Annotated in this window: 21 protein-coding genes; all 21 read left to right on the top strand. The window is 29.6% G+C overall.

Annotated features, from left to right (window positions below; all coding sequences use genetic code 11):
• The first annotated feature begins 251 nt into the window (after positions 1–251).
• The 21 genes from spoIVA to ACWPW7_RS16925 all read left to right on the top strand — a co-directional run bounded on the left by spoIVA (position 252) and on the right by ACWPW7_RS16925 (position 22621).
• Positions 252–1727 carry a stage IV sporulation protein A gene (spoIVA, locus tag ACWPW7_RS17025; RefSeq protein ID WP_454054470.1) on the top strand — a complete coding sequence of 492 codons (1476 nt, stop codon included), beginning with the start codon at positions 252–254 and terminating at the stop codon, positions 1725–1727.
• Positions 1728–2175: 448 nt separating this feature from the next.
• On the top strand, positions 2176–2373 hold the full coding sequence (locus ACWPW7_RS17020) for a hypothetical protein (RefSeq protein ID WP_454054469.1): 198 nt from the start codon (positions 2176–2178) through the stop codon (positions 2371–2373).
• Positions 2374–2665: 292 nt separating this feature from the next.
• Entirely contained in the window at positions 2666–3658 is a 993-nt protein-coding gene (locus ACWPW7_RS17015) for an asparaginase (protein ID WP_454054468.1), read from the top strand.
• Between the two features lie 398 nt (positions 3659–4056).
• On the top strand, positions 4057–5409 hold the full coding sequence (locus ACWPW7_RS17010) for an NCS2 family permease (RefSeq protein ID WP_454054467.1): 1353 nt from the start codon (positions 4057–4059) through the stop codon (positions 5407–5409).
• A 370-nt stretch (positions 5410–5779) separates the two neighbouring features.
• Positions 5780–6931: an aminotransferase class I/II-fold pyridoxal phosphate-dependent enzyme gene (locus ACWPW7_RS17005; protein WP_454054466.1), complete on the top strand. Its 1152-nt coding sequence runs from the start codon at positions 5780–5782 to the stop codon at positions 6929–6931.
• 217 nt (positions 6932–7148) lie between these two features.
• Positions 7149–8027 (top strand): YicC/YloC family endoribonuclease, encoded by an 879-nt coding sequence (locus ACWPW7_RS17000; protein WP_454054465.1) that lies wholly within the window; start codon positions 7149–7151, stop codon positions 8025–8027.
• Between the two features lie 13 nt (positions 8028–8040).
• Positions 8041–8313, top strand: coding sequence for an extracellular matrix/biofilm regulator RemA (remA, locus tag ACWPW7_RS16995; protein WP_039631486.1), 273 nt, complete (start codon positions 8041–8043; stop codon positions 8311–8313).
• A gap of 1 nt (position 8314) precedes the next feature.
• A complete protein-coding gene (gene gmk, locus ACWPW7_RS16990; RefSeq protein WP_396153088.1) occupies positions 8315–8914 on the top strand; it encodes a guanylate kinase in 600 nt (199 codons plus the stop codon).
• Between the two features lie 3 nt (positions 8915–8917).
• Positions 8918–9136, top strand: coding sequence for a DNA-directed RNA polymerase subunit omega (rpoZ, locus tag ACWPW7_RS16985; protein WP_454054464.1), 219 nt, complete (start codon positions 8918–8920; stop codon positions 9134–9136).
• 1 nt (position 9137) lies between these two features.
• Complete coding sequence (gene coaBC, locus ACWPW7_RS16980) at positions 9138–10322, top strand: bifunctional phosphopantothenoylcysteine decarboxylase/phosphopantothenate--cysteine ligase CoaBC (RefSeq protein WP_454054463.1); 1185 nt, start codon at positions 9138–9140, stop codon at positions 10320–10322.
• 141 nt (positions 10323–10463) lie between these two features.
• Positions 10464–12677: a primosomal protein N' gene (gene priA / locus ACWPW7_RS16975; protein ID WP_454054462.1), complete on the top strand. Its 2214-nt coding sequence runs from the start codon at positions 10464–10466 to the stop codon at positions 12675–12677.
• Between the two features lie 12 nt (positions 12678–12689).
• Complete coding sequence (gene def / locus ACWPW7_RS16970) at positions 12690–13142, top strand: peptide deformylase (protein WP_454054461.1); 453 nt, start codon at positions 12690–12692, stop codon at positions 13140–13142.
• Position 13143: 1 nt separating this feature from the next.
• Complete coding sequence (fmt, locus tag ACWPW7_RS16965; protein WP_291568441.1) at positions 13144–14088, top strand: methionyl-tRNA formyltransferase; 945 nt, start codon at positions 13144–13146, stop codon at positions 14086–14088.
• A 139-nt stretch (positions 14089–14227) separates the two neighbouring features.
• Positions 14228–14923: a zinc metallopeptidase gene (locus ACWPW7_RS16960; protein WP_291568438.1), complete on the top strand. Its 696-nt coding sequence runs from the start codon at positions 14228–14230 to the stop codon at positions 14921–14923.
• 452 nt (positions 14924–15375) lie between these two features.
• The gene (gene rsmB / locus ACWPW7_RS16955) at positions 15376–16704 is read left to right on the top strand and encodes a 16S rRNA (cytosine(967)-C(5))-methyltransferase RsmB (RefSeq protein ID WP_454054460.1); all 1329 of its coding nucleotides are present in this window, start codon (positions 15376–15378) and stop codon (positions 16702–16704) included.
• 7 nt (positions 16705–16711) lie between these two features.
• A complete protein-coding gene (gene rlmN, locus ACWPW7_RS16950) occupies positions 16712–17746 on the top strand; it encodes a 23S rRNA (adenine(2503)-C(2))-methyltransferase RlmN (protein ID WP_454054459.1) in 1035 nt (344 codons plus the stop codon).
• A 2-nt stretch (positions 17747–17748) separates the two neighbouring features.
• Entirely contained in the window at positions 17749–18495 is a 747-nt protein-coding gene (locus ACWPW7_RS16945; RefSeq protein WP_454054458.1) for a Stp1/IreP family PP2C-type Ser/Thr phosphatase, read from the top strand.
• The gene (gene pknB, locus ACWPW7_RS16940) at positions 18470–20461 is read left to right on the top strand and encodes a Stk1 family PASTA domain-containing Ser/Thr kinase (protein WP_454054457.1); all 1992 of its coding nucleotides are present in this window, start codon (positions 18470–18472) and stop codon (positions 20459–20461) included. Before ACWPW7_RS16945 ends, pknB begins: the two co-directional genes overlap by 26 nt.
• A 15-nt stretch (positions 20462–20476) precedes the next feature.
• On the top strand, positions 20477–21340 hold the full coding sequence (gene rsgA, locus ACWPW7_RS16935; protein ID WP_291568430.1) for a ribosome small subunit-dependent GTPase A: 864 nt from the start codon (positions 20477–20479) through the stop codon (positions 21338–21340).
• A complete protein-coding gene (gene rpe, locus ACWPW7_RS16930; protein ID WP_454054456.1) occupies positions 21337–21987 on the top strand; it encodes a ribulose-phosphate 3-epimerase in 651 nt (216 codons plus the stop codon). Before rsgA ends, rpe begins: the two co-directional genes overlap by 4 nt.
• A gap of 1 nt (position 21988) precedes the next feature.
• Entirely contained in the window at positions 21989–22621 is a 633-nt protein-coding gene (locus ACWPW7_RS16925) for a thiamine diphosphokinase (protein WP_039631510.1), read from the top strand.
• The last annotated feature ends 90 nt before the right edge of the window (positions 22622–22711 follow it).

The raw sequence follows: 22711 nt of genomic DNA, 5'->3' as shown, positions 1-22711 counted from the left end.
TAAATCTATAGATTAAATTTGGAAGTAGTATATCTATAGATATTGATAAAAAATGAGAAGCTTTTTATTTTTCATTTTTAATTTTTATATAAGATTCTTATAGAGAGAATTAAAATATTATATGAATTAAAGTTCTAATTAATAAATCGATACCTTAAGAGTTCCCTAAATATTCACTAAAAAATTGGTATATTTAAAAGTTTTTTTCAATATATATATAGTGTTAATATTTAGTTACAGGAGGGTGGAACTTGGAAAACTTTGATATATACAAAGATATTGCTGAAAGGACTCAAGGGGACATATATGTAGGGGTAGTCGGCCCAGTAAGAACAGGAAAGTCAACCTTCATAAAAAGATTTATGGAGATGATGGTAATACCTAACATAGATAATGTCCATAAAAAAGAAAGAGCTAAAGATGAACTTCCACAAAGTGGTTCTGGCAAATCAATTCATACAACGGAACCCAAATTTGTGCCTAATGAAGCGGTAGAGGTTAAACTTGAAAATGGCACTAAGTTTAAGGTTAGAATGGTGGACTGTGTTGGATATATAGTTAAAAATTCTTTAGGATATAATGAAGAAAATGCACCTAAGATGGTAACTACACCTTGGTATGACTATGAAATACCCTTTGAAGAAGCAGCAGAAATTGGGACAAAAAAGGTTATAAATGAGCATTCTACTATTGGGATATTAGTAACTACTGATGGAACAGTAACAGGTTTAGAGAGAGGCGATTATGTTGAGGCAGAAGAAAGAGTTGTAGAGGAACTAAAAAGAATAAATAAACCATTTATAATGTTATGTAACTGTAAAGACATAAAATCTCCAGAAAGCATGGAACTTCAAAAAGAGTTAGAAGAAAAATATGATGTTCCAGTACAATTAGTTAATGTAATGGAAATGAATGAGCAAGATGTATCAGACATATTTAGTAATGTACTTAAAGAGTTCCCAGTTAAGGAAATCAACATAGATATGCCAGAGTGGATAGAGACCCTTAACGGTAAACATTGGTTAAAGATTAATTTTATGACTATACTTAGAGGAATGTGCAAAGACATATTTAAGGTAAGGGACATTAAAAGGGCTTTAGAATGTTTCGAGGGAGTAGAATTCTTATCAGGAATAAAAGTTAAAGAAATGAATATGGGTGATGGGACTGCCCAAGTCAATATAATTCCTAAACAGGAATTATTTTATAGAATTCTTGGTGAGGTATGCAATACTGAAATTAACAGTGAAGGTGACTTACTAAAGATGATGGAAAGCTTCTATAAAGCTAAGGTAGAGTATGATAAGATTGCAGATGCATTAATAGATGTAAATAATACAGGATATGGATTAGTTGCACCTCAATTGTCAGAAATGAAATTAGAAGTACCTGAGCTTATTAACAGTGGAAGCAAGAAAGGGGTTAAACTTAAAGCATCCGCTCCGTCACTTCACATAATTAGAGCAGATATAGAAACAGAAGTTCCTATTATGGGAAGCGAAAAGCAAAGTGAAGAATTTTACAAATCAATTCTTGATCAATTTGAAAATGATCCATCACAAATTTGGCAAAGTAATATGTTTGGTAAACCACTTGAGGTTTTGGTTAAAGAAGGACTTCAAAGTAAACTTTATAAAATGCCAGAAGATGTTCAACATAAGCTTCAAAAAACCCTTCAAAAAATTATTAATGAAGGTAGTGGCGGATTAATTTGTATAATTTTATAGTACATGTTTTATTAGTCTAAATAATAGCTATGAGTTGAAAATTAACTCGTAGCTATTATTTTTTTTGAAAAAATTGAAAAATAAATTAAATTATGTAAAGTGAGTTTCTTCTTAGTAAATTTTTAAAAATCTGTTATAAAAACTTGAAAGGCTTTGATAATAGGTTTAACTATAATTTTTTATCTTTCATTCTTAATTTTTAATTCATAAATAAGAATTTTCGTTATGAAAATTGAAATATTATATAAAATTTGATCAATAAACTAATAAATTAATATAAATTTATTATATAAAACTTTATTTTATGAAAATAACTACATATTAATTTATAAATACCAAAAATAAAAATAACTTCATAAATTAATAAAAACCTTATAGGATAAGAGGGTTTCTTAATGCAGATAATAAGATTATAAAAGAAAATTATTATCTAAGGAGGAGAAATTCTATGAAAAACATAAATCAAATGATTGAAGACGGATATAAAATTATGAAATTTAAAAGAGATGTTGATTTAATTTCCGGAAGCGAAATAGGTGAAGTAGAAATGAAAGCCTTAGATGGTAAATTATATGTTGTCACTATAGATGACAATGGAGCGGATGATATAGAAAAAGAAATGTTTAAATATTTAAGAAATGATTAATATAATTCATGAGAGTAGTTTATTGCAAAATTATAGAAAATGATTTCGCAATATAAATACTCTCTTTTTTTATTATTAAAGGAAGAATCCTATCTATGAAGAATTTATTAATAGGAATTATTTGATTATTTTACATATAATGTTTTAAAATTTGCGAAATTGTTTGGTTTTAAATTTAAAGGGTTTAAATATTTTAAATATGTTGTAAAATATTTATGAAATAATAATCTAATAAACTTAAATAAAAAAACTTTTACATATCTATATTTGACCAATTTAGGAGGTACTTATAATGAAAAAAGTAGTTGTTATTTTCAATGGTGGTACAATATCAATGAAGGTTGACCCAAGAATACAAGCAGCAGTTCCAACTTTAAGCGGAGAAGAAATAATGTCCATGGTAACAGGAATAGAATCCTATGCAAAGGTGGAATCATATAATTTTTCAAGCTTACCTAGTCCTCATGTTACACCAGATCTTATGCTTGAACTTTCAAAATATGTTAGATCATTTTTAGAGAAAGAGGATGTAGATGGAGTGGTTGTTACCCATGGCACAGATACTTTAGAGGAGACAGCATATTTTTTAAATCTAACAATTAAAAGTGAAAAACCAATAGTAGTTACAGGCTCTATGAGAAATAGTTCTGAACTAGGATATGATGGACCATCAAATTTGGCAGCAGCAATATGTACGGCAACTTCAGAGGAATCTAGGGGAAGAGGTGTATTAGTATGTTTAAATAACGAATTAAATGCTGCAGGTGAAGTTACAAAATCACATTCAATGCATTTGAATACTTTTCAAAGTCCTGAGTTTGGACCAATAGGCATTGTTGATGATAATAAGGCAATTTTTTATAGAGAAAGCTTAAATCATGAATATATACCTACAGATAAAATAGAAACTAAAGTGGATTTAATAAAAGCTTGTGCAGGAATAGATGGAAAGCTTGTAGATTATTGTATAGAAAGTGGTGCAAAAGGTTTAGTAATAGAAGCTATGGGAAGAGGTAATATTCCACCTCAGATGGCTGCTTCTGTTAAAAAGGCTGTTAAAAAAGGAATACCAGTAGTATTAGTTTCAAGATGCTATAAGGGAAGGGTCTTAGATAGTTATGGATATGAAGGTGGAGGAAAAGATTTAAGAACTGGTGGAGTTATATTTGCAGATAGTTTACCAGGACAAAAAGCTAGAATAAAACTTATAGTAGCATTGGGAAAAACAAATGATATGAATGAAATAAGGGAAATTTTTGAGGAAGGACATTATAAATACGAATAAAGTAAATATAATTTAATAGAATGTACGCAAAAACTGTTGACATAGTAAAAATATGTTGGTAATATTTATTTGTACGAATAATACATTGAAAAATGTTATTATAATTCATATTTGTACGAATGATATATCAATGTCACATGGTTTTTTATTGTAATAGTTGTGTACAGTGTATAAAGATTAACCATTAGTACATATTCTAGTGGTTAATTTTCATTTGTAATAAGTTAATAGAAGTAAACTATTAACTATAAAAATTAGCAATTTGGGAAAACTTTAATTAGAAAGATGAATTATCAAACTTATTTTAATAATATTTTCTTAATTTAAAATGATGGATTAAAAAATTGTGATTTTATCACATTTCGCTCTAATAAATTAAAAAAATTAAGGAGGCTACAATGGAAAAAATTTTTAAACTAAAAGAAAATGGTACTGATGTTAAACGTGAAGTTATAGGTGGTATAACAACATTCTTAACAATGGCTTATATTATAGCAGTAAATGCAGATATTCTTGGTACAGAAGGTGTAGGAATGCCAGCAGGAGCAATTGTTACAGCAACTTGCTTAACAGCAGGGATAACTACTATATTCATGGGTTTATATGCAAACTTACCCTTTGCTCTAGCGTCAGGAATGGGATTAAATGCTTTCTTTGCTTTTTCTGTAGTTCTAGGAATGAATATTTCTTGGCAAGTAGCGTTAACAGCAGTATTTGTAGAAGGTATAATATTTATATTACTATCATTAACCAATGTGAGAGAAATGGTTGTTAATGCAATACCAACAAATTTGAAATATGCGGTAACAGCAGGTATAGGATTGTTTATAGCTTTTATAGGATTTAGCAATGCAGGAATAGTTGTTTCAAGTGAAGCAACAAAGCTGGCAATGGGAGATTTATCAAGTCCAACAGTTATAATTGCAACAATAGGAATATTACTTACAGTTATTTTATCTAAAAAAAATGTAAAAGGTGCTATACTTTGGGGACTATTAGGAAGCTCAATAGTAGCATGGATTTACGCGTACATATCACCAGAAGCAGCAGCAAGTCATATGATATTTACACCTAATGGTATATTTAAATATGAATCTTTAAAACCTATAGCTTTTAAATTAGATTTTTCATATTTATTAGATCCATCAAAAATATCATCATTTATGACAGTAGTATTTACATTTTTATTTGTAGATTTTTTTGATACTGTAGGAACTTTAGTAGGTGTAGCGTCTAAAGTTGGAATGGTTGACGAAGAAGGAAGAGTTAAAAATGCAGGAAAAGCATTATTAGTAGATGCCATTGGAACAACATTAGGTGCAGTAGCAGGAACTTCAACAGTTACCACTTATGTTGAAAGTTCAGCAGGGGTTGCAGTAGGTGCAAGAACGGGACTAGCTTCAGTAGTAACAGGAATATTATTTTTAATAGCATTATTCTTCTCACCAATATTTGTAGCAATACCAGGTTGTGCAACAGCACCAGCACTTATTATAGTTGGGTTTTATATGATTGATAGCATCAGAAAAATTGACTTTTCTGATTATACAGAAGGAGTCCCAGCATTCCTTACATTATCTTTAATGCCATTAACTTATAGTATAGGAGACGGTTTAACAGTAGGGGTAATATCCTATGCATTAATTAATCTTTTAAGTAATATATTTGGAAAAGAGAAAAAGAAAGTATCTTTAGTAATGTATATATTAGCAATAGTATTTATAGTAAAGATAATATTTGCCTCACACTAATAAAAATAAAATACTCCTTGGATAAAATATTCCAAGGAGTATTTTTTTAATTCACAATGCACAATTCACAATGCACAATTAAGGATGAAATTATTTTTAGTTAAAATAATTTCTTTAAATTTATTTTTAACTAGCAATGAAATTGCTAGTTTTATGGCGAACACTGTTCACCGCTACAGACAATCAATTTTAAATTTCTCAGCTTCTGCTGAGAAATATCCATAATTGTGAATTTTGCATTGCGAATTGTGAATTGGATAAAGTTGATATATAATAATTAACAACTATTAGAAAATATCCGTATTTATGGAACCTTTCATATGAGTTATGAATAGCATAATTTATAACATAAAAGATAGGGTGATTAAATATGAAGATAAACAATAGAATAAGCAATTTACAACAGTATCATTTTAAAATACTTGATGAAATTAAGAAGAAAAGAAAAGAAGATGGTAAAGTGGTTGTAGATTTGAGTATTGGTGATCCAGATTTAGATGTTCATCCAAATATATTAAAGGCACTAGTTGATGGATTTAATATTGAGGGCTTTAACAAATATCCGCCTTATGATGGCACTTTAGAGCTTAAAAAAGAAGTTATTAGGCACTATAAAGATACTTTCAATGTAGATTTAACCCTAGATGAGGTTATTATTTTAATTGGCTCTAAAGAGGGGATAAGCAGTATTATACCGGCAGTTTGTGATATTGGAGATGTTGTTTTAGTGCCAGAGCCGGGTTATCCTGTTTATTCAATAGCTTCAAATTTATGGGGTTGTACGCCTCATACTATTCCTCTAAAGGAAAAGAAGAGGTACTTAATGGAGCTTAAAGAAATTCCAGAAAATATTTCTAATAGAGCTAAGTTGTTTTTTATCAACTATCCTAATAATCCCACAGGAGCAACTGGTAATGAAGAATTTTTTAGAGAAATTATTGCATATTGTAGAGAAAAAAATATAATACTATGCAATGATGCAGCATATAATGAAATAATTCCCTTGGAGGAAAAACCTATAAGTATACTTCAGTTTGATGAAGAAAAAAAATCCGTTGAATTTGGAAGTTTTTCTAAATTGTATAATATGACAGGATTTAGAATAGGTTATGCTGTAGGATCAAATGAAGTAATAAATGCACTGTCTAAAATTAAAAGTAATTTAGATTCTGGTCAGTTTATTCCAATACAAAAGGCTGCACATGCTTCTTTAAATCTAGATGAGGAATATAAAAATAATATTAAAAAAACTTATGCTGAAAGAAGAAGTGAAGTAGAAAAAATATTAAAAGAAAAGAATATTAAATTTTTTAGCACTAATGCAACCTTTTATATTTGGTGTAGAACTCCTAAAGATTATACTACCTATGAGTTCTGCTCAGAGCTTATAAATAAGCATGGGATTGTTGTAACACCAGGATCAGTATTTGGAGATTTAGGGTACGACTACTTTAGAATATCTTTAACTAATGACATAGAAACTACAAGAAATGCACTTTTAATGCTTGACAAATATAATTAAAAGTTATAAAAATGATTATATGTCTATAATTAAAATAATTAGTAGTAGAGGCAATGTTGCCTCTATTATTGTTGAATAAATTTGTTTTTCTTTAAATATCTAAGAAATATTCCAATTTACTAATTAATACTTACACTTTTAGCTTGAAATTGATGTTATAAGTTTTGTATAATAGGTATTAAAGAATTTACAAAGAAGTCGGAAGGATGCGTTTTTTATGATTAAAAGCATGACAGGCTTTGGGCGTGGAAGTGGCAGTGATGGCCACTCAAATTTTATTGTAGAAATAAAAAGTGTTAACCACAGATATTTCGAACTAAATGTAAGGATGCCTAGAGCGTTAATTTCATTAGAAGACAACATTAGAAAGGTTGTTAGTGAAAAAATTAAAAGAGGTAAAGTTGATATATTTATAACACAAAATTATCATGATAAAGAAAATGTAGAGGCAGTTTTAAATGAAGAACTTGTTAAAAGTTATATGAACTGCCTTAAAACAATTCAGTCCATGTATGATTTAAGAGATGATATTTCGATAACAAATCTAGCTAGATTCCCTGAGGTTATCAATTTAAAGCAAAAAGAAGAAAATTTAGAAGAAGCTTGGAAAGAGCTTCAAGTATCCTTAGATGAAGCATTAAATTCATTAGTACATATGAGAGAGAGTGAAGGTATAAAATTAAATCAAGATATTAATCATAGATGTGATTTAATTAAAAAATTTACCAATATGATTAGCAAAAGAGTACCAATGGTATCCGTAGAGTATAGAGATAAATTAACTAAAAAGGTTAAGGAGCTTTTAGAGGAATCTCAATTAGATGAAAATAGAATTGCTATGGAAGTAGTACTCTTAGCTGATAAAACAGGAATAGATGAAGAAATTGTAAGACTAAATAGTCATATTTGTCAAATTGTGGAAACTCTACAATTAGAAGAACCTGTTGGAAGAAAATTAGATTTTATAGTTCAAGAAATGAATAGAGAAAGTAATACTATAGCATCTAAAGTTAATGATTTAGACATTACTAACTTAGCTGTGGATATTAAAAGTGAAATTGAGAAGATCAGAGAGCAAGTTCAAAATGTAGAATAATAGGAGGTAACTAATGGGTATAAAATTAATAAACATAGGATTTGGAAATATAGTTTCTGCCAATAGATTGGTTGCTATAGTAAGTCCAGAATCAGCACCAATTAAAAGAATAATTCAAGAAGCAAGGGATAGAGGTATGCTTATTGATGCTACATATGGCAGAAGGACTAGAGCAGTAATCATAACAGACAGTGACCATGTAATCTTATCAGCAGTACAACCAGAAACTGTTGCGCATAGATTGTCTTCTAAAGAAGATGAGCATATAGAAGAGGTCGATGAATAAAATGGGAGTTAAAGGTCAATTATTAGTTATATCTGGTCCTTCAGGAGCAGGAAAAGGTACTGTATGTAAGTCACTGTTAGAAAAGAATGATATATGGATATCAGTATCAGCTACAACTAGAAAGCCAAGGAATGGAGAAATAGATGGAGTAAACTATTTTTTTATAGATAAAGATGAGTTTTTAACAAAGATAGATAGTAATGATTTTTTAGAATATGCAGAAGTCTATGGAAATTATTATGGTACTCCAAAATCTAAGGTTTTTGAAGTGTTGGAAAGTGGAAAAGATGTAATACTAGAAATTGATATTCAAGGTGCATTAAAGATAAAATCTGCTTATCCAGATGGAGTGTTTATATTTATACTGCCTCCGTCAATGGAAGAATTAAGATCTAGAATTACCAATAGAGGTAGTGAGACACCAGAATCTTTAAAGACTCGATTAAATTCTGCTTATGAGGAAATTTCTTTTGCCTCAAAGTATGATTATGCAGTAATTAATGATGAAGTTAATGAAGCAGTTAAGAAAATTGAGAGCATAATAATTGCTGAAAAATGTAGAGTATATAAAATAAAAGATGAAATATTAGGGAGGTTCTAATACATGAACAATTCAATGATTAATCCATCAATAGTAGAATTATTAAAAAAAGTTGATAATAGGTATTCGCTAGTAGTTGCAGCTTCTAAAAGAGCAAGACAATTAATAGAGGGCAAGGAGCCATTAATAACTGTAGATTCAACTAAACCTGTTACAATTGCTATTAATGAAATAAACGAGGGTGCAATTGAAACTGAAACTACGAAAGAAGGATTAAAGTAAAATGTTAAAAGAAAAAACAGTTGTTATAGGGGTTAGTGGCGGAATAGCTGTTTATAAAGCTTTAGATGTTATAAGCAAATTAAGAAAAAGGGACATTAATGTTCATGTTATAATGACTAAATCATCTACAGAGTTTGTAACACCACTTACCTTTCAGTCATTAAGTCAAAATATGGTTATAACAGATATGTTTGCAGAGCCAAAGGCTTGGGAAATTCAACATATTTCTTTAGCTAAAAAAGCAGACCTTGTAGTGGTTGTGCCTGCAACTGCTAACATTATTGGAAAGGTTGCTAATGGCATAGCGGATGATATGCTTTCAACTACAATAATGGCTACAAAAGCGCCAGTTATTTTTGCACCAGCCATGAATACTAATATGTATAATAACCCTATAGTGCAAGATAATATGAATAGGCTAAAATCCTTTGGATATGAATTTATATCTCCAGCTAGTGGAAGATTGGCATGTGGAGATGTTGGAGATGGAAAGCTTCAAGATACAGATTTAATAGCAGAAACTATTATTAGTAAGCTTTATGAGAGAAAGGATCTAAAGGGGAAAAAAGTTTTAGTCACAGCAGGGCCAACTATATCGCCGATTGATCCTGTAAGGTATGTTACTAATGGCTCTAGTGGTAAGATGGGATATGCTATTGCAGAAGAAGCTAGAGACAGAGGTGCGGAGGTTACATTGATAAGTGGACCTTCTAGCTTAAAAACACCCTTTGGAATAAATATTATTAAGGTTACAACTAATGGGGAAATGTATGATGAAGCAATAAATCACTTTAAAAACTGTGACATAGCTATAAAGTCAGCAGCAGTTGCAGATTATAAAATTAAAAATTATTCTAATACAAAGATTAAAAAAGGTGATGGTAATCTAGTATTAGAATTTGAAAGAGATAATGATATACTAAAAAAACTTGGAGAGTTAAAAGAACATCAAATTTTAGTAGGATTTGCTGCTGAAAGTAATGATGTAATAAAAAACGCTACAGGTAAATTAGAAAAGAAAAATCTGGATTATATTGTTGCAAATGATATTACTGATAGCTTTGGTAAGGACAGTAACAAGGTAACTATTATTAAGCGAGATAAAACTTCTATTACATTAGGTGCTATGAGTAAAAGAGAAGTAGCAACGGAATTATTTAATATTATTACAGAGAATGATTTATAAAAAGCGACTTTGTCGCTTTTTATTTTTAAAAATGCAGAAATTTTCATTTAGAGGTTTAAAATATTTAAAAAAACAACAAGATTTTATTTCATATGCTTAAAATGATATAATATTTAAAGTTAGTTTTAAAGGAGGGATACTATGAATGATTTTGCAGGAATTATTGTTAATAATGAGGCAATAAAAGTTGATAAAATATTTACATACAAAATTCCTAGTAGCTTAAAGGATAAGCTATCTTTAGGACATAGAGTAAAGGTTCCCTTCGGATTAGGAAATAAATTTATTGATGGATTTGTAATGAAACTTTATAAAAGTCACGATTTACAAGAAGAAAATTTTTCTAAAATGAAAACAATAAAAGAAATCTGTGATGATTTCCTAGTAATAAGAGAACAGGATATAGAGCTCATTGAAACAATGAGAAAAAAATATCTTTGTACTTATTTAGAATGTATAAAGGTAATAATACCTAATGGTATTACAAAAGGAATGAAGTTTAAAACTAAAATGGTAATTTCATTAGGAAAAGCTTTGGAAGAAAAATATTTGAAAGAAAATTATATGAATATTTATAGTTTTATAAAAGAGAATAATGGAATATATAATAAAACAGAGCTTACAAAAGAAATGGGATTTTCATTATCTTCTATAAACACATTAATTAAATATGGATTTTTAATAGCAGAAGAAAGTATCATTTATAGATATAATGACAAACTCTATAAAAACTACGATAAAAAAATATTAAATGATGTTCAAAGAAAAGCTGTAGATATAATATTAAATTCTAAAAATAATAAATTTTTACTTCATGGAGTTACAGGTAGCGGAAAAACAGAAATTTATATGAATTTAGTTAGTAATATGATGGATAAAGGGAAAGATTCTATAATTTTAATTCCTGAAATTTCTCTAACTCCACAGATGGTAGAACGTTTTAAGGGACGTTTTGGAAAAGATGTGGCTATATTTCATAGCAAATTAAGTGATGGAGAGAAATTTGATGAATGGATGAGGGTAAAAAGTGGAAAAGTAAAGATAGCAATAGGTGCTAGATCAGCAATTTTTTTACCTTTTAAAAACTTAGGTCTCATTGTTATTGATGAAGAGCATGAGGGAAGCTATAAGTCCGATAGTGATCCTAAATATATAGCTAAAGAAATTGGAGAATTAAAATGTACAATAGAAAATTGCAAATTAGTTTTAGGTTCTGCTACACCTTCCATAGAAAGCTATTATAAGGCACAGGAACGAATATATGAACTTATAACCATTGATGAAAGAGCAGATAATGCAAAGCTGCCTAAGATTTATCTTTCTGATATGAGAGAAGAACTTATAAATAATAATAAAACCATTTTTAGCGAAGTGCTTTATGAAAATATAGGTAAAGCCTTAGAAAACAAGGATCAAATATTATTATTTTTAAATAGAAGGGGATATTCTACTTTTGTATCTTGTAGATCTTGTGGATATGTGTTTAAATGTCACAATTGTGACATATCTTTAACTTATCATAATTCTTATGAAGCATTAAGTTGTCATTATTGTGGTGCTAAGGTTCCACAGGTAAAAACTTGCCCTAAATGTAAAAGTAAATACGTAAAATATTTTGGAATAGGTACAGAACAATTAGAAGCTCAAGTTAAAAAGGCTTTTCCAATGGCTAAAACCTTGAGAATGGATTTTGATACCACAAGACAAAAGGATTCTTATGAAAATATATATAAGTCTTTTAAAAATGGTGAAGCAGATATACTGATAGGAACTCAGATGATAGCAAAGGGTTTAGATTTTCCAAATGTGACTTTAGTTGGAATTATTGCAGCTGACCTGTCTTTGAACCTACCAGATTATCGAGCTAATGAAAGAACATTTCAACTTATAACCCAGGTATCAGGAAGAGCAGGGAGAGGAAAAAAAGAAGGAAAAGTAGTAGTTCAGACTTATAACCCTGACAATCTAAGCATAAAATGTTCTGTAGAGAATAATTATAAGGGCTTTTATAATGAAGAAATTAAGCTTAGGGAGATTCTTAAATATCCTCCTTTTACTAAAATTATGTGTATAAACCTTAGTAGTAAAAAGGAAGATCTATTAATAAAAAATATACAAAATATATGTAACAAATTAAGGTTTCACCTAGAAAAAAATGATAAAATTGAAATATTAGGACCTTGTCCGTGTGGTATTTCAAAGATAAAAAATGCTTATAGATGGCAAATTGTAATCAAAGGAAATTTTAGCGAAGATTTAGCTCTTGGAATTAAAAATTTTATTTATGAAGAATTAAGTAATGTTTATAATGACATAAGAGTAAGTATAGATGTAAATCCAAATAATATGCTATAAAGGAGAGAAAAGATGGCTATAAGAAATATTAGAACTAAAGAAGATGAAGTCTTAAGAAAAAGAAGCAAAGTCGTGACAAATATAGATGATAGACTTTTGACTTTAATTAATGATATGAAAGAAACCATGTATGCTTCTAATGGTGTTGGACTTGCAGCACCGCAAGTGGGAATATTAAAAAGAGTAGTGGTTGTAGATATAGGAGATGGTCCTATAGTTTTAATAAATCCTGAAATAATTGAAAAAAGAGGAGAAGTTACAGATATAGAAGGATGCTTAAGTGTTCCAGGGGAACAAGGCGAGGTTAAAAGACCTAAATATGTTAAGATTAAAGCGATGAATGAAAAAGGTGAAGAGATATTGTTAGAAGGTGAAAATTTTCTTGCTAGGGCCTTTTGTCATGAAATTGATCATTTAGATGGAATACTTTATATAGATAAAATTGTAAAGGAACAGGAGGCATAATATGAAAATAGTATTTATGGGAACTCCAGACTTCTCAGTACCATCTCTAAAGGCACTAATTGATGAATTTGAAGTTATGGCTGTATTTACTCAACCAGATAGACCAAAAGGAAGAGGGAAGGCATTAGCAATGTCTCCAGTTAAGGAAGTAGCATTAGAGCATAATATTCCTGTTTATCAGCCAGCAAATTTAAGAAAAGAACCAGAAATGATAGATATGCTTAAGAAAATGGAGCCAGATTTTATAATTGTAGTTGCTTTTGGGCAGATACTTTCAAAGGAAGTTTTAGAGATTGCTAAATACGGATGTATAAATCTTCATGCTTCATTACTTCCTAAATTTAGAGGTGCAGCACCTATAAATTATGCAATCATGGCAGGTGAAGAAAAATCTGGAAATACTACTATGCTTATGGATGTAGGATTAGACACAGGAGATATGCTTTTAAAAAATGAAGTGGAGATTGATGAAGATATGACTTTTGGACAGCTTCATGATGTTTTAATGGAAAGTGGAAGTTCTCTACTCGTAGAAACTATAAAAAAGTTATCAAAGGGAGAAATTGCAGGAGAAAAGCAAGAGGATTCAAAAAGTTGTTATGCTCATAAGTTAAGTAGAGAAATGGCTAATATCGACTGGAATAAATCCTCAGTAGAAATACATAATTTTGTAAGAGGATTAAATCCTTTTCCAATAGCCTACACTTTTTATGAAGATAAGATGATGAAAGTAATATCTACTAAACTACTACAAGAAGAAAGTAGTAAAAAGCCAGGAACGATTTTAAAGGTAAATAATGAAGGAATTAGAGTAGCAACAAAAGATAAAGTTATATTAATAACGAAAATACAATTCCCGAATAAAAAGCCATTAGAAGTATCTGAGTATATTAAAGGAAATAAAATTGAAGAAAACATAGAGTTAAGAAATAAAAATAAAGAATAAGAATTAAAATTAGAATAATAATTATTTATAAATCTTTAGTATTAATACTTAATTCTCAATTAGGGCATCTTAAATAAAGAATGCTAGATATTACAAAGTTTTAAAAAAGACAACTAAACTAAAATAAGGAGGTTTTATTATGTTCGGTTATTATGGTTATTATTATGATCCTACTATGTTGATTTTGATTCCAGCGCTAATAATTGCTATGTGGGCACAATTTAATATTAAATCTACTTTCAACAAATACTCTAAAATTTATAGCTCTATGGGATATAAAGGTAAGGATGTAGCAAGAATCATTTTAGATGCTCATGGATTATTTGACATTCCAATTGAGATGGTAAGGGGGAAATTAACTGATCATTATGACCCTGAAAAGAAAGTAGTTAGACTATCTCAGGAAGTTTATGAAGGAACTTCACTAGCATCTATAGGAGTGGCAGCTCATGAAATAGGTCATGCCATTCAACATAAAGAAAACTACGGACCTATAAGATTAAGAACAGCTCTAGTACCAGTGGCTAGTTTAGGTTCTAATGCTTCTTGGATATTATTCTTTATGGGAATAATTTTTAGTATTAAACCCCTAATTACAGCAGGTATAGTATTATTCTCAGCAGTAGTTTTATTCCAAGTAGTAACATTACCAGTAGAATTTAACGCTTCAAATAGAGCAATTGCAGTGCTACAATCTAAGGGTATTTTAGTAGGTGATGAAATTAATGGAGCAAAAAAGGTTTTAAATGCTGCAGCATTAACTTACGTAGCAGCAGTGATAACTGCACTTGCACAATTAGCTAGATTAATACTTTTAAGTAGAAGAAATGATTAAGATATCTTGAAAAAATAACAAGTCAGTATGTAAGTCTTTTATATAGGGATACAATGTGAAAACTTAAAATATGCTATGGAAAATAAGTTTTATATAAAAACAGTTTAAATCCTTAGGAATTAAGGATTAATAATGAAGAATGAAGAATTCAGGAAAAAATTCACTAAAGGTGAATTTCTTAAAATAAAATTTAGTTTAAGAAAACTCCAAAGGCTTTGGCTGTGGAGTTTTAACCATAATTCTTCATCTTTAATTCTTAATTTTTAATTCATGATGAAAAATTTTTGTTATGGAAATTAAAATCATGTATAAGTTAAATTTTGATTGTGGAACCCTATATCATACTGTGCTGTCAGAACCCACTCATAGAGGACTATGAATGGAATCTAAAGCATCTTTGGACTTGTTATTTTCTTTCAGATGTTTAAATAATTGAAAATAGAGGTAAGACGATGAGTAACGCTAGAAAAATAGCAACAGAAATAGTAAGTCAGGTCTTTACTAATAAAGCTTACTCTAATATTGTTTTAGGACTAGAGCTTAACAATAGTAATTTAAGTGAAGTAGATAAAGCATTGGTTACAGAGATAGTATACGGTACTATCAAATATAAATATTCAATAGATAAAATTATTCAAAACTTTACAGGAAAAAATTTTAATAAACTAGAGAATTTTGTATTAAATATACTTAGGATTTCAATATATCAAATAAAATATTTAGATAAAATTCCTGATTTCGCAGTAGTGAATGAAGCAGTGAACCTTACTAAAAAAAATGTATCAGTAGGTGCTTCTAAATTAGTAAATGGAGTTTTACGAAATTATTTAAGGAATTTAGATAAGCAATATTACAATGATAATGAAATAGAAAAATTAGCTTTTCTTTATTCATTTCCACAGTGGCTTATAAAGCATTTTATAAGCCACTATGGAATGGATAATGCAGAAAACATACTGAAGGGCTTAAATGAAAGGCCAGCTATAACATTAAGAGTAAACTCATTAAAAGGAGATTATGAGGAAGTATTTGAAGCTTTAGAGAAAAATAAATATGATATAATGGAAGGGTATGTTTGTCCAGAAGCCATTAGAGTGGTAAATGGAAGAAGTATTGAAGCCAATCCATTATTTAAAGATGGATACGTAACAGTGCAGGACGAAAGTGCTATGCTAGTTGCACCTTCAATGGATATAGAAGAAAATATGACAGTTTTAGATTTATGCAGTGCACCAGGAGGGAAGACTACTCATATCTCAGAGATTATGAATAATACTGGCAAAGTATTAGCTTTTGATATTCATGAAAATAAATTATCGCTAATTCTTTCCAATGTACAGAGATTAGGAATAAAAAACATAAATTGCAGTACTTTAGATGCTACTATATATACTAGTGAACTAGAAGATAGCGGAGATAGAGTACTTATTGATGTTCCTTGCTCAGGGCTTGGAATTATAAGGAAAAAACCAGAGATAAAATATACTAAAACTTCTAAAGAGTTAAAAGAAATAGTTAAAATACAAAAAGAGATTATGAAAAATGCAGCAAAGTATGTAAAAAAGGATGGAGTTATATTATATTCCACTTGTACACTAAACAAAGAGGAAAATGAAAATAACATACAATGGTTTTTAAAAAATCATCCTAACTTTAAATTAGAACCATTGTTTTATGGAAATGTAGATAACGTAATATATAGTGAAGAAGGATATGCAACCATATTACCAAACAAATACATGGATGGTTTCTTCATAGCAAAAATACGTAGAATATGGTAGGTGCATTATGCAAAATATATTAGACTTAAACTTACAAGACCTTAAATCATGGATGAAAGAAAATAATGAAAGTGAATTTAGAGCAAAACAAGTTTTTGATTGGATATATAAATATGTATATGACTTTAAAGATATGAAGAATTTACCTAAGAGCTTAAAAGAAAAATTGGAAGATAAATTTTATGTAGGTGTACCTGAAATAGTTGAAACTTACAATTCAAAGGCGGGAGATACTAGAAAGCATCTTTTTGCATTAAGAGATAACAATCTAATTGAATCTGTAGTTATGCAATATAGTCATGGGAATTCTATATGTGTATCTACTCAAATTGGTTGTAGAATGGGATGTAAGTTTTGTGCATCCACTATAGACGGTGTAGTTAGAAGTTTAACCAGTGGAGAAATATTAGGTCAAGTTATTAAGGCACAAGAGAGCTTAGGTGACAGAATTTCAAATGTAGTTTTAATGGGGAGTGGGGAACCACTAGATAACTTTGATAATGTAATAAAGTTTTTAGAGAATGTAAATTCAGAATATGGTCTAAATATAGGACAAAGACATATAACCTTATCTACCTGCGGAATTGTTCCTAAAATTAAAGAACTAGCAGATAAAAATCTACAAATAACTTTAGCAATTTCACTTCATGCACCAAATGATGAATTAAGAAGGCAAACTATGCCTATTGCTAAGGCTTATTCTATTAAAGAATTATTAGAGGCTTGTAACTATTATATTGAAAAAACTAATAGAAGAGTTACTTTTGAATATGCATTGGTAAGAGGAGTTAATGACAGCATAGAAAATGCACAGGAGCTTTCAAAAATTTTAAAAGGTATGCTTTGTCATGTTAATTTGATACCTATAAACGAAATAAAAGAAAGTAGCTTAAAGAAAGCCAATTTAGAAGATGTAAATAGATTTAAAAATATATTAATTAAAAATGGAATAGAGACAACAGTTAGAAAGGAAATGGGCTTAGACATAAATGCTGCTTGTGGACAACTTAGAAGAAGTTATTTAGAGAAAAAGGAGTTATAGGAATGGGGAGATTAATAGGGATACAGTCTGATGTTGGAAACAAAAGAAGTTTAAATGAGGACTTTGTTGGATACTTTGAAGAAGACAGTATGGCTATTTATGGTATAGCCGATGGTATGGGGGGGCATAATGCCGGAGAGGTTGCAAGTAAACTTGCTTTAGAAATTGTTATAGGATATATAAAAGAACATAAAGATGAAGAACCAGAAAAAACATTAGTTGAGGCTATCAATAAAGCAAATCATAATGTATATAAGCATGCTCTATTAAATGAAAATTATAGAGGTATGGGAACTACCATAACAGTTTGCTATATAAAGGATAATACATTGCTAGTTGGACATGTAGGAGATAGTAGATGTTATGCATTGTGCAATAATTCTTTAGTGAAGATTACAAAAGATCACTCTTTAGTTCAAGAGCTGCTAGATAATGGAACAATCAGCGAAGAAGAAGCTGTGAATCATCCGAATAAAAATGTAATCACTAGAGCTATTGGTACAAAACCATCTGTAGAGGTAGATGTTTATAAATTAGATATTGATAGTGTAGATAAAGTATTGCTATGCACAGATGGTCTTACTAATGAAGTAACTACGGAAGAAATATATGATATAATTACTAATTGTGAAAGCGAAAGCTGTGAAAAATTAATACAATTAAGTAAAGAAAGAGGCGGAAGAGATAACATCTCAGTTATCATATTCAAAGGAGAGTGCGGAGATGATTGGAACCATATTGGGGAGTAGATATGAACTAATTGAAAAAGTTGGTGAAGGTGGCATGGCAGTAGTATATAAAGCAAAATGTCGTCTTCTAAATAGATATGTAGCCGTTAAAATTCTAAAAGAAGAATATACTACAAATTTTGAATTTATGGATAAGTTTAGAAAAGAAGCTGCAGCTACAGCAAGCTTTTCTCATAACAATATAGTTAATGTTTTCGATGTAGGTGTTGAAGGCAAATATAATTATATAGTTATGGAGCTTGTAAATGGAAAGACATTAAAGAAAGTAATTCATGAGAAAGGTAATTTACCTTATGAGGAAGTAATATCTATAGGAATACAAATTGCAAAGGCCTTAGAATGTGCCCATAGAAATGGCATAATTCATAGAGATATAAAACCTCACAATATTCTTGTGACAGAAGATGGAACGGTAAAGGTTACTGACTTTGGAATAGCTAAGGCTTCTAATACGGATACTATAACTCATACAAGCAAAGTTATAGGGTCGGCACACTATTTTTCACCAGAGCAAGCAAAAGGAAAAGTAGTAGATTTTAGAACAGATATATACTCTTTTGGTATTGTGCTTTATGAAATGGCAACAGGTAAGTTACCTTTTGATGGTGATAGTCCTGTTTCAATAGCCTTAAAACATATTCAAGAACCAGTAATTCCGCCAAGTGCAATAAATTATAATATTCCTGTTGGTTTAAGTAATTTAATAATGAAGGCAATTGAAAAAGAGCCTATTAAAAGATATCAAACTGCTACGGAAATATTAAATGACCTAAGGCAAATACAAAATAATCATACTTATACTATAGTTCAAAATACTAGTATAGATGAGGACTATACTAGAGTTATGGACCCTATTCAAGTTGATAAAATAAAATCTTCTTATAAAAAAAATGATTTTGAAGATGAAGACTTTGATGACGAAGATGAGTTTGATGATGAAGATGAAGATGAAGAGCCGAAGAGAAAAAATAGTTCAAAGAGTATAGATAAAAAGAAAAAGAAGATGATAATCATTTCTTTTGCTACTATATTTGTATTAATACTAGGAGTTTTTTCAAGTACAATATATTCTAAAATATTCAATCCTAAACCAGGTAAATCTAATGAAATAAAAATTCCAGCTATTGTAGGAAAAACTGAAGCGCAAGGGAAAAAAATGTTAGAGGATTTAGGGCTTGAATTAGTAGTAGATGGAGAAGAAAAAAATGATAAACCAAAAGGTACAATTATAAAATGTATACCTAATGAAGGGACTCCAGTTAAAAAGAAATTTCAAGTAAAGGTTATTTTAAGTGAAGGACCAGAAGAGATTAAAGTTCCAGATTTACGAAATATATCTTCGGAAGAAGCGCAAAATCAAATAGTTGGCAAAGGATTAAGAGTAGGTAAGATAACTGAAGAAAACAATGAAACCTATGCAGAAGGAACTGTTATAAGACAAAATCCTCAGCCAGAGGCTTCAGCTAAGAAAGATGATACTGTTGATATAGTTGTAAGTAAAGGTTCTTCAATTAAGTATACTAAAGTACCAGATTTAACAAATATGACTATAGACGGGGCAATTAGTGTACTTAGTGTATCAAATCTTAACTTAGGAGATAAGTCACCAGTAATAACTGATGATATAACTAAAGATGGAAAAATATTCAATCAAAGTCATGCGCCTGGATCAAAGGTAAAAGAACAAGAAACAATAAGTGTAAATTATTACAAATATAAGGAGCCAGAACCAGAGAAAATACCAGTACCTGATTTTACAGGAGAAACCGTAAGGCGCGCTAAAGATTTAGCAGCATCTTTAGAATTAAATGTACAGGTTTCAGGAAATGATGATGATATAGTTGAATTTCAAAATATAACACCTGGCACTAAGGTGGTTAAAGGAGAAACTATAAAATTAACAGTAAAAGCAAAAGAAATAGAAGAAGATGAAAAACCAACAGAACCAAATCAAGATAAACAGTAATGTTTTGGAGGACATATGGATGGAGTAATTGTTAAAGGAATAGGTGGACTTTATTACGTTAACGTAAATGGAGAATTATATAAATGCAAAGCTAGAGGGAAATTTAGATACAACAATTTAACACCGATGATTGGTGATAATGTTGAAATTTCCATTGAAAAAGACTCTGTATCTATAGAAAAAATTTACGAAAGAAAAACAGAGCTAATAAGACCGGCAGTAGCAAACGTAACTCAAGCTTTTGTAGTTTTTGCTTTTAAGCATCCAGACTTAAATAAGGATTTACTAAATAAATTTTTACTTTTATGTGAGTATAATGGGTTAAAAGCAGTAGTATGCTTTAATAAAATGGATTTAGTAGATGAAGATAAAAATAGCATAAAGGATGAATTAGAATCTGCTGGCTATGAAGTTTTGTATTTAGAAGCTAAAAATAATAAAGGCTTAGATAAGCTAAAGGAGAAAATAAAAGATAATATAAGTGTATTTTGTGGTCCCTCAGGAGTAGGTAAATCTACTATACTAAATAGTTTTATTGGAAAAGAAGTTATGCAGACTGGAGAAATCAGTGACAAGCTAAAAAGAGGTAAGCACACCACAAGACATAGCGAGCTTATTGAGGTAGAAGAGGGATTTTTAGTAGATACACCAGGATTTTCATCTTTAGAATTAGATTTTATAAGTAAAGAAGAACTTCAATATTGCTTTAAAGAATTTGATGAATATAGAGATGATTGTAAGTTTAATAATTGTGTACACTACAAAGAGCCAAAATGCGGTGTTAAAAATGCAGTTGAACAAGGTGAAATTCACAAGAGTAGATATGAATTTTATATAAAAACCTTAGAAGAGATTATAAGTAGGGGGAACAGAAAATGATAAAATTATCACCTTCAATATTATCTGCTGACTTTGCAAACTTAGGTGAAGCAGTAAAGAATTTAGAGAAATATGGAGCAGATATGATTCATATTGATGTTATGGATGGGATGTTTGTACCTAATATTTCTTTTGGATTTCCAGTAATAAAATCTATAAGAAAATATACAAAGTTAGCCTTTGATGTTCATCTAATGATAGAGGAGCCAGCTAGATATATTAAAGAGTTTGTGGATGCTGGAGCAGATATCATAACTGTTCATGCAGAAGCAGATAGGCATTTAGATAGAACTATAAACTATATTAAAAGCTTTGGTATTAAAGCAGGAATAGCACTAAATCCAGCTACACCAGTAAGTAGTATAAAGCATTTAATCAAAGAGGTAGATATGGTACTTATAATGTCTGTTAACCCTGGATTTGGAGGACAAAAGTATATAGATTACTGTGGTGAGAAAATAAGAGAAGTTAAAGTCTTAGCAGAAAACTGTAATAAAGAATTGATGATACAGGTTGATGGCGGAATAGATGCAGCAAATATAAAAACTGTGGTAGATGCTGGTGCAAATGTAATAGTTGCAGGTTCAGCAGTGTTTAAAAACAATGAAATAGAAAAAAATATTAAGCTTTTAAAAGAAGGAATTTAGTATGAAAATAGCAATAGTATCTGGAGGAAAAGCTCCAAGTGAGGAGATATTAAATATTTATATTGAAAAAGGCTATGAAATAATAGCAGCAGATAGTGGAGCAAATTGTCTGTATAAATATAGAATAACTCCTAAAATTCTATTAGGGGACTTTGACTCAATTGATAAAGAGGTACTAAATTATTTTAAAGATAAAACAGAGATTTTAACTGTTCCAAGTGAAAAAGATTTTACTGATACAGAACTTGCCTTAAACATGGCTATAGATCTTAAAGCTAAAGACATAGTATTTCTAGGTTGTACAGGAAGTAGAATGGATCATTTTCTCGGGAATCTATGCGTATTATATAAAGCACTAGAAAAAAATATAAAAGCTTCTATAGTAGATGAGAATAATAGCATTACAATGATAAATACCCCTACTATCATTAGAGGGAAAAAAGGAGAATGTTTTTCTTTAATAGCCTTTAAAGAGGATGTGAAAAATCTAACTATAAAGGGTGCAAAATATGAACTTAATTCATATTATTTGAGTTTAAGTGACAATTTAACATTGTCAAATGAATTTATTGAAGAAGAAGTATCCTTAGTCTTTGATAGTGGAACAGTTATACTTATGAGGTGTATCGATTAATTTCGATAAAAAAGTCTAATAACTTATGTTATTAGACTTTTTTATTTTTAAAATATGGTTATTATTTCAATAATTTTGAATAAATTAAAA

It is taken from the genome of Clostridium sp. Marseille-Q7071, from assembly GCF_965112025.1.
Note: the sequence above shows the minus strand (reverse complement) of the source record. Positions and strands in the feature narration are given on the sequence as shown.

What these genes read in the sequence shown, in the direction of transcription:
- rpe (WP_454054456.1), top strand. Translation starts at nt 21,337, where the DNA reads ATGATAAAATTATCACCTTCAATATTATCTGCTGACTTTGCAAACTTA.
- ACWPW7_RS17020 (WP_454054469.1), top strand. Translation starts at nt 2,176, where the DNA reads ATGAAAAACATAAATCAAATGATTGAAGACGGATATAAAATTATGAAA.
- ACWPW7_RS16925 (WP_039631510.1), top strand. Translation starts at nt 21,989, where the DNA reads ATGAAAATAGCAATAGTATCTGGAGGAAAAGCTCCAAGTGAGGAGATA.
- ACWPW7_RS17005 (WP_454054466.1), top strand. Translation starts at nt 5,780, where the DNA reads ATGAAGATAAACAATAGAATAAGCAATTTACAACAGTATCATTTTAAA.
- ACWPW7_RS16960 (WP_291568438.1), top strand. Translation starts at nt 14,228, where the DNA reads ATGTTCGGTTATTATGGTTATTATTATGATCCTACTATGTTGATTTTG.
- ACWPW7_RS16945 (WP_454054458.1), top strand. Translation starts at nt 17,749, where the DNA reads ATGGGGAGATTAATAGGGATACAGTCTGATGTTGGAAACAAAAGAAGT.
- ACWPW7_RS17010 (WP_454054467.1), top strand. Translation starts at nt 4,057, where the DNA reads ATGGAAAAAATTTTTAAACTAAAAGAAAATGGTACTGATGTTAAACGT.
- ACWPW7_RS17015 (WP_454054468.1), top strand. Translation starts at nt 2,666, where the DNA reads ATGAAAAAAGTAGTTGTTATTTTCAATGGTGGTACAATATCAATGAAG.
- rlmN (WP_454054459.1), top strand. Translation starts at nt 16,712, where the DNA reads ATGCAAAATATATTAGACTTAAACTTACAAGACCTTAAATCATGGATG.
- rpoZ (WP_454054464.1), top strand. Translation starts at nt 8,918, where the DNA reads ATGAACAATTCAATGATTAATCCATCAATAGTAGAATTATTAAAAAAA.
- rsmB (WP_454054460.1), top strand. Translation starts at nt 15,376, where the DNA reads ATGAGTAACGCTAGAAAAATAGCAACAGAAATAGTAAGTCAGGTCTTT.
- ACWPW7_RS17000 (WP_454054465.1), top strand. Translation starts at nt 7,149, where the DNA reads ATGATTAAAAGCATGACAGGCTTTGGGCGTGGAAGTGGCAGTGATGGC.
- remA (WP_039631486.1), top strand. Translation starts at nt 8,041, where the DNA reads ATGGGTATAAAATTAATAAACATAGGATTTGGAAATATAGTTTCTGCC.
- priA (WP_454054462.1), top strand. Translation starts at nt 10,464, where the DNA reads ATGAATGATTTTGCAGGAATTATTGTTAATAATGAGGCAATAAAAGTT.
- gmk (WP_396153088.1), top strand. Translation starts at nt 8,315, where the DNA reads ATGGGAGTTAAAGGTCAATTATTAGTTATATCTGGTCCTTCAGGAGCA.
- fmt (WP_291568441.1), top strand. Translation starts at nt 13,144, where the DNA reads ATGAAAATAGTATTTATGGGAACTCCAGACTTCTCAGTACCATCTCTA.
- pknB (WP_454054457.1), top strand. Translation starts at nt 18,470, where the DNA reads ATGATTGGAACCATATTGGGGAGTAGATATGAACTAATTGAAAAAGTT.
- coaBC (WP_454054463.1), top strand. Translation starts at nt 9,138, where the DNA reads ATGTTAAAAGAAAAAACAGTTGTTATAGGGGTTAGTGGCGGAATAGCT.
- rsgA (WP_291568430.1), top strand. Translation starts at nt 20,477, where the DNA reads ATGGATGGAGTAATTGTTAAAGGAATAGGTGGACTTTATTACGTTAAC.
- def (WP_454054461.1), top strand. Translation starts at nt 12,690, where the DNA reads ATGGCTATAAGAAATATTAGAACTAAAGAAGATGAAGTCTTAAGAAAA.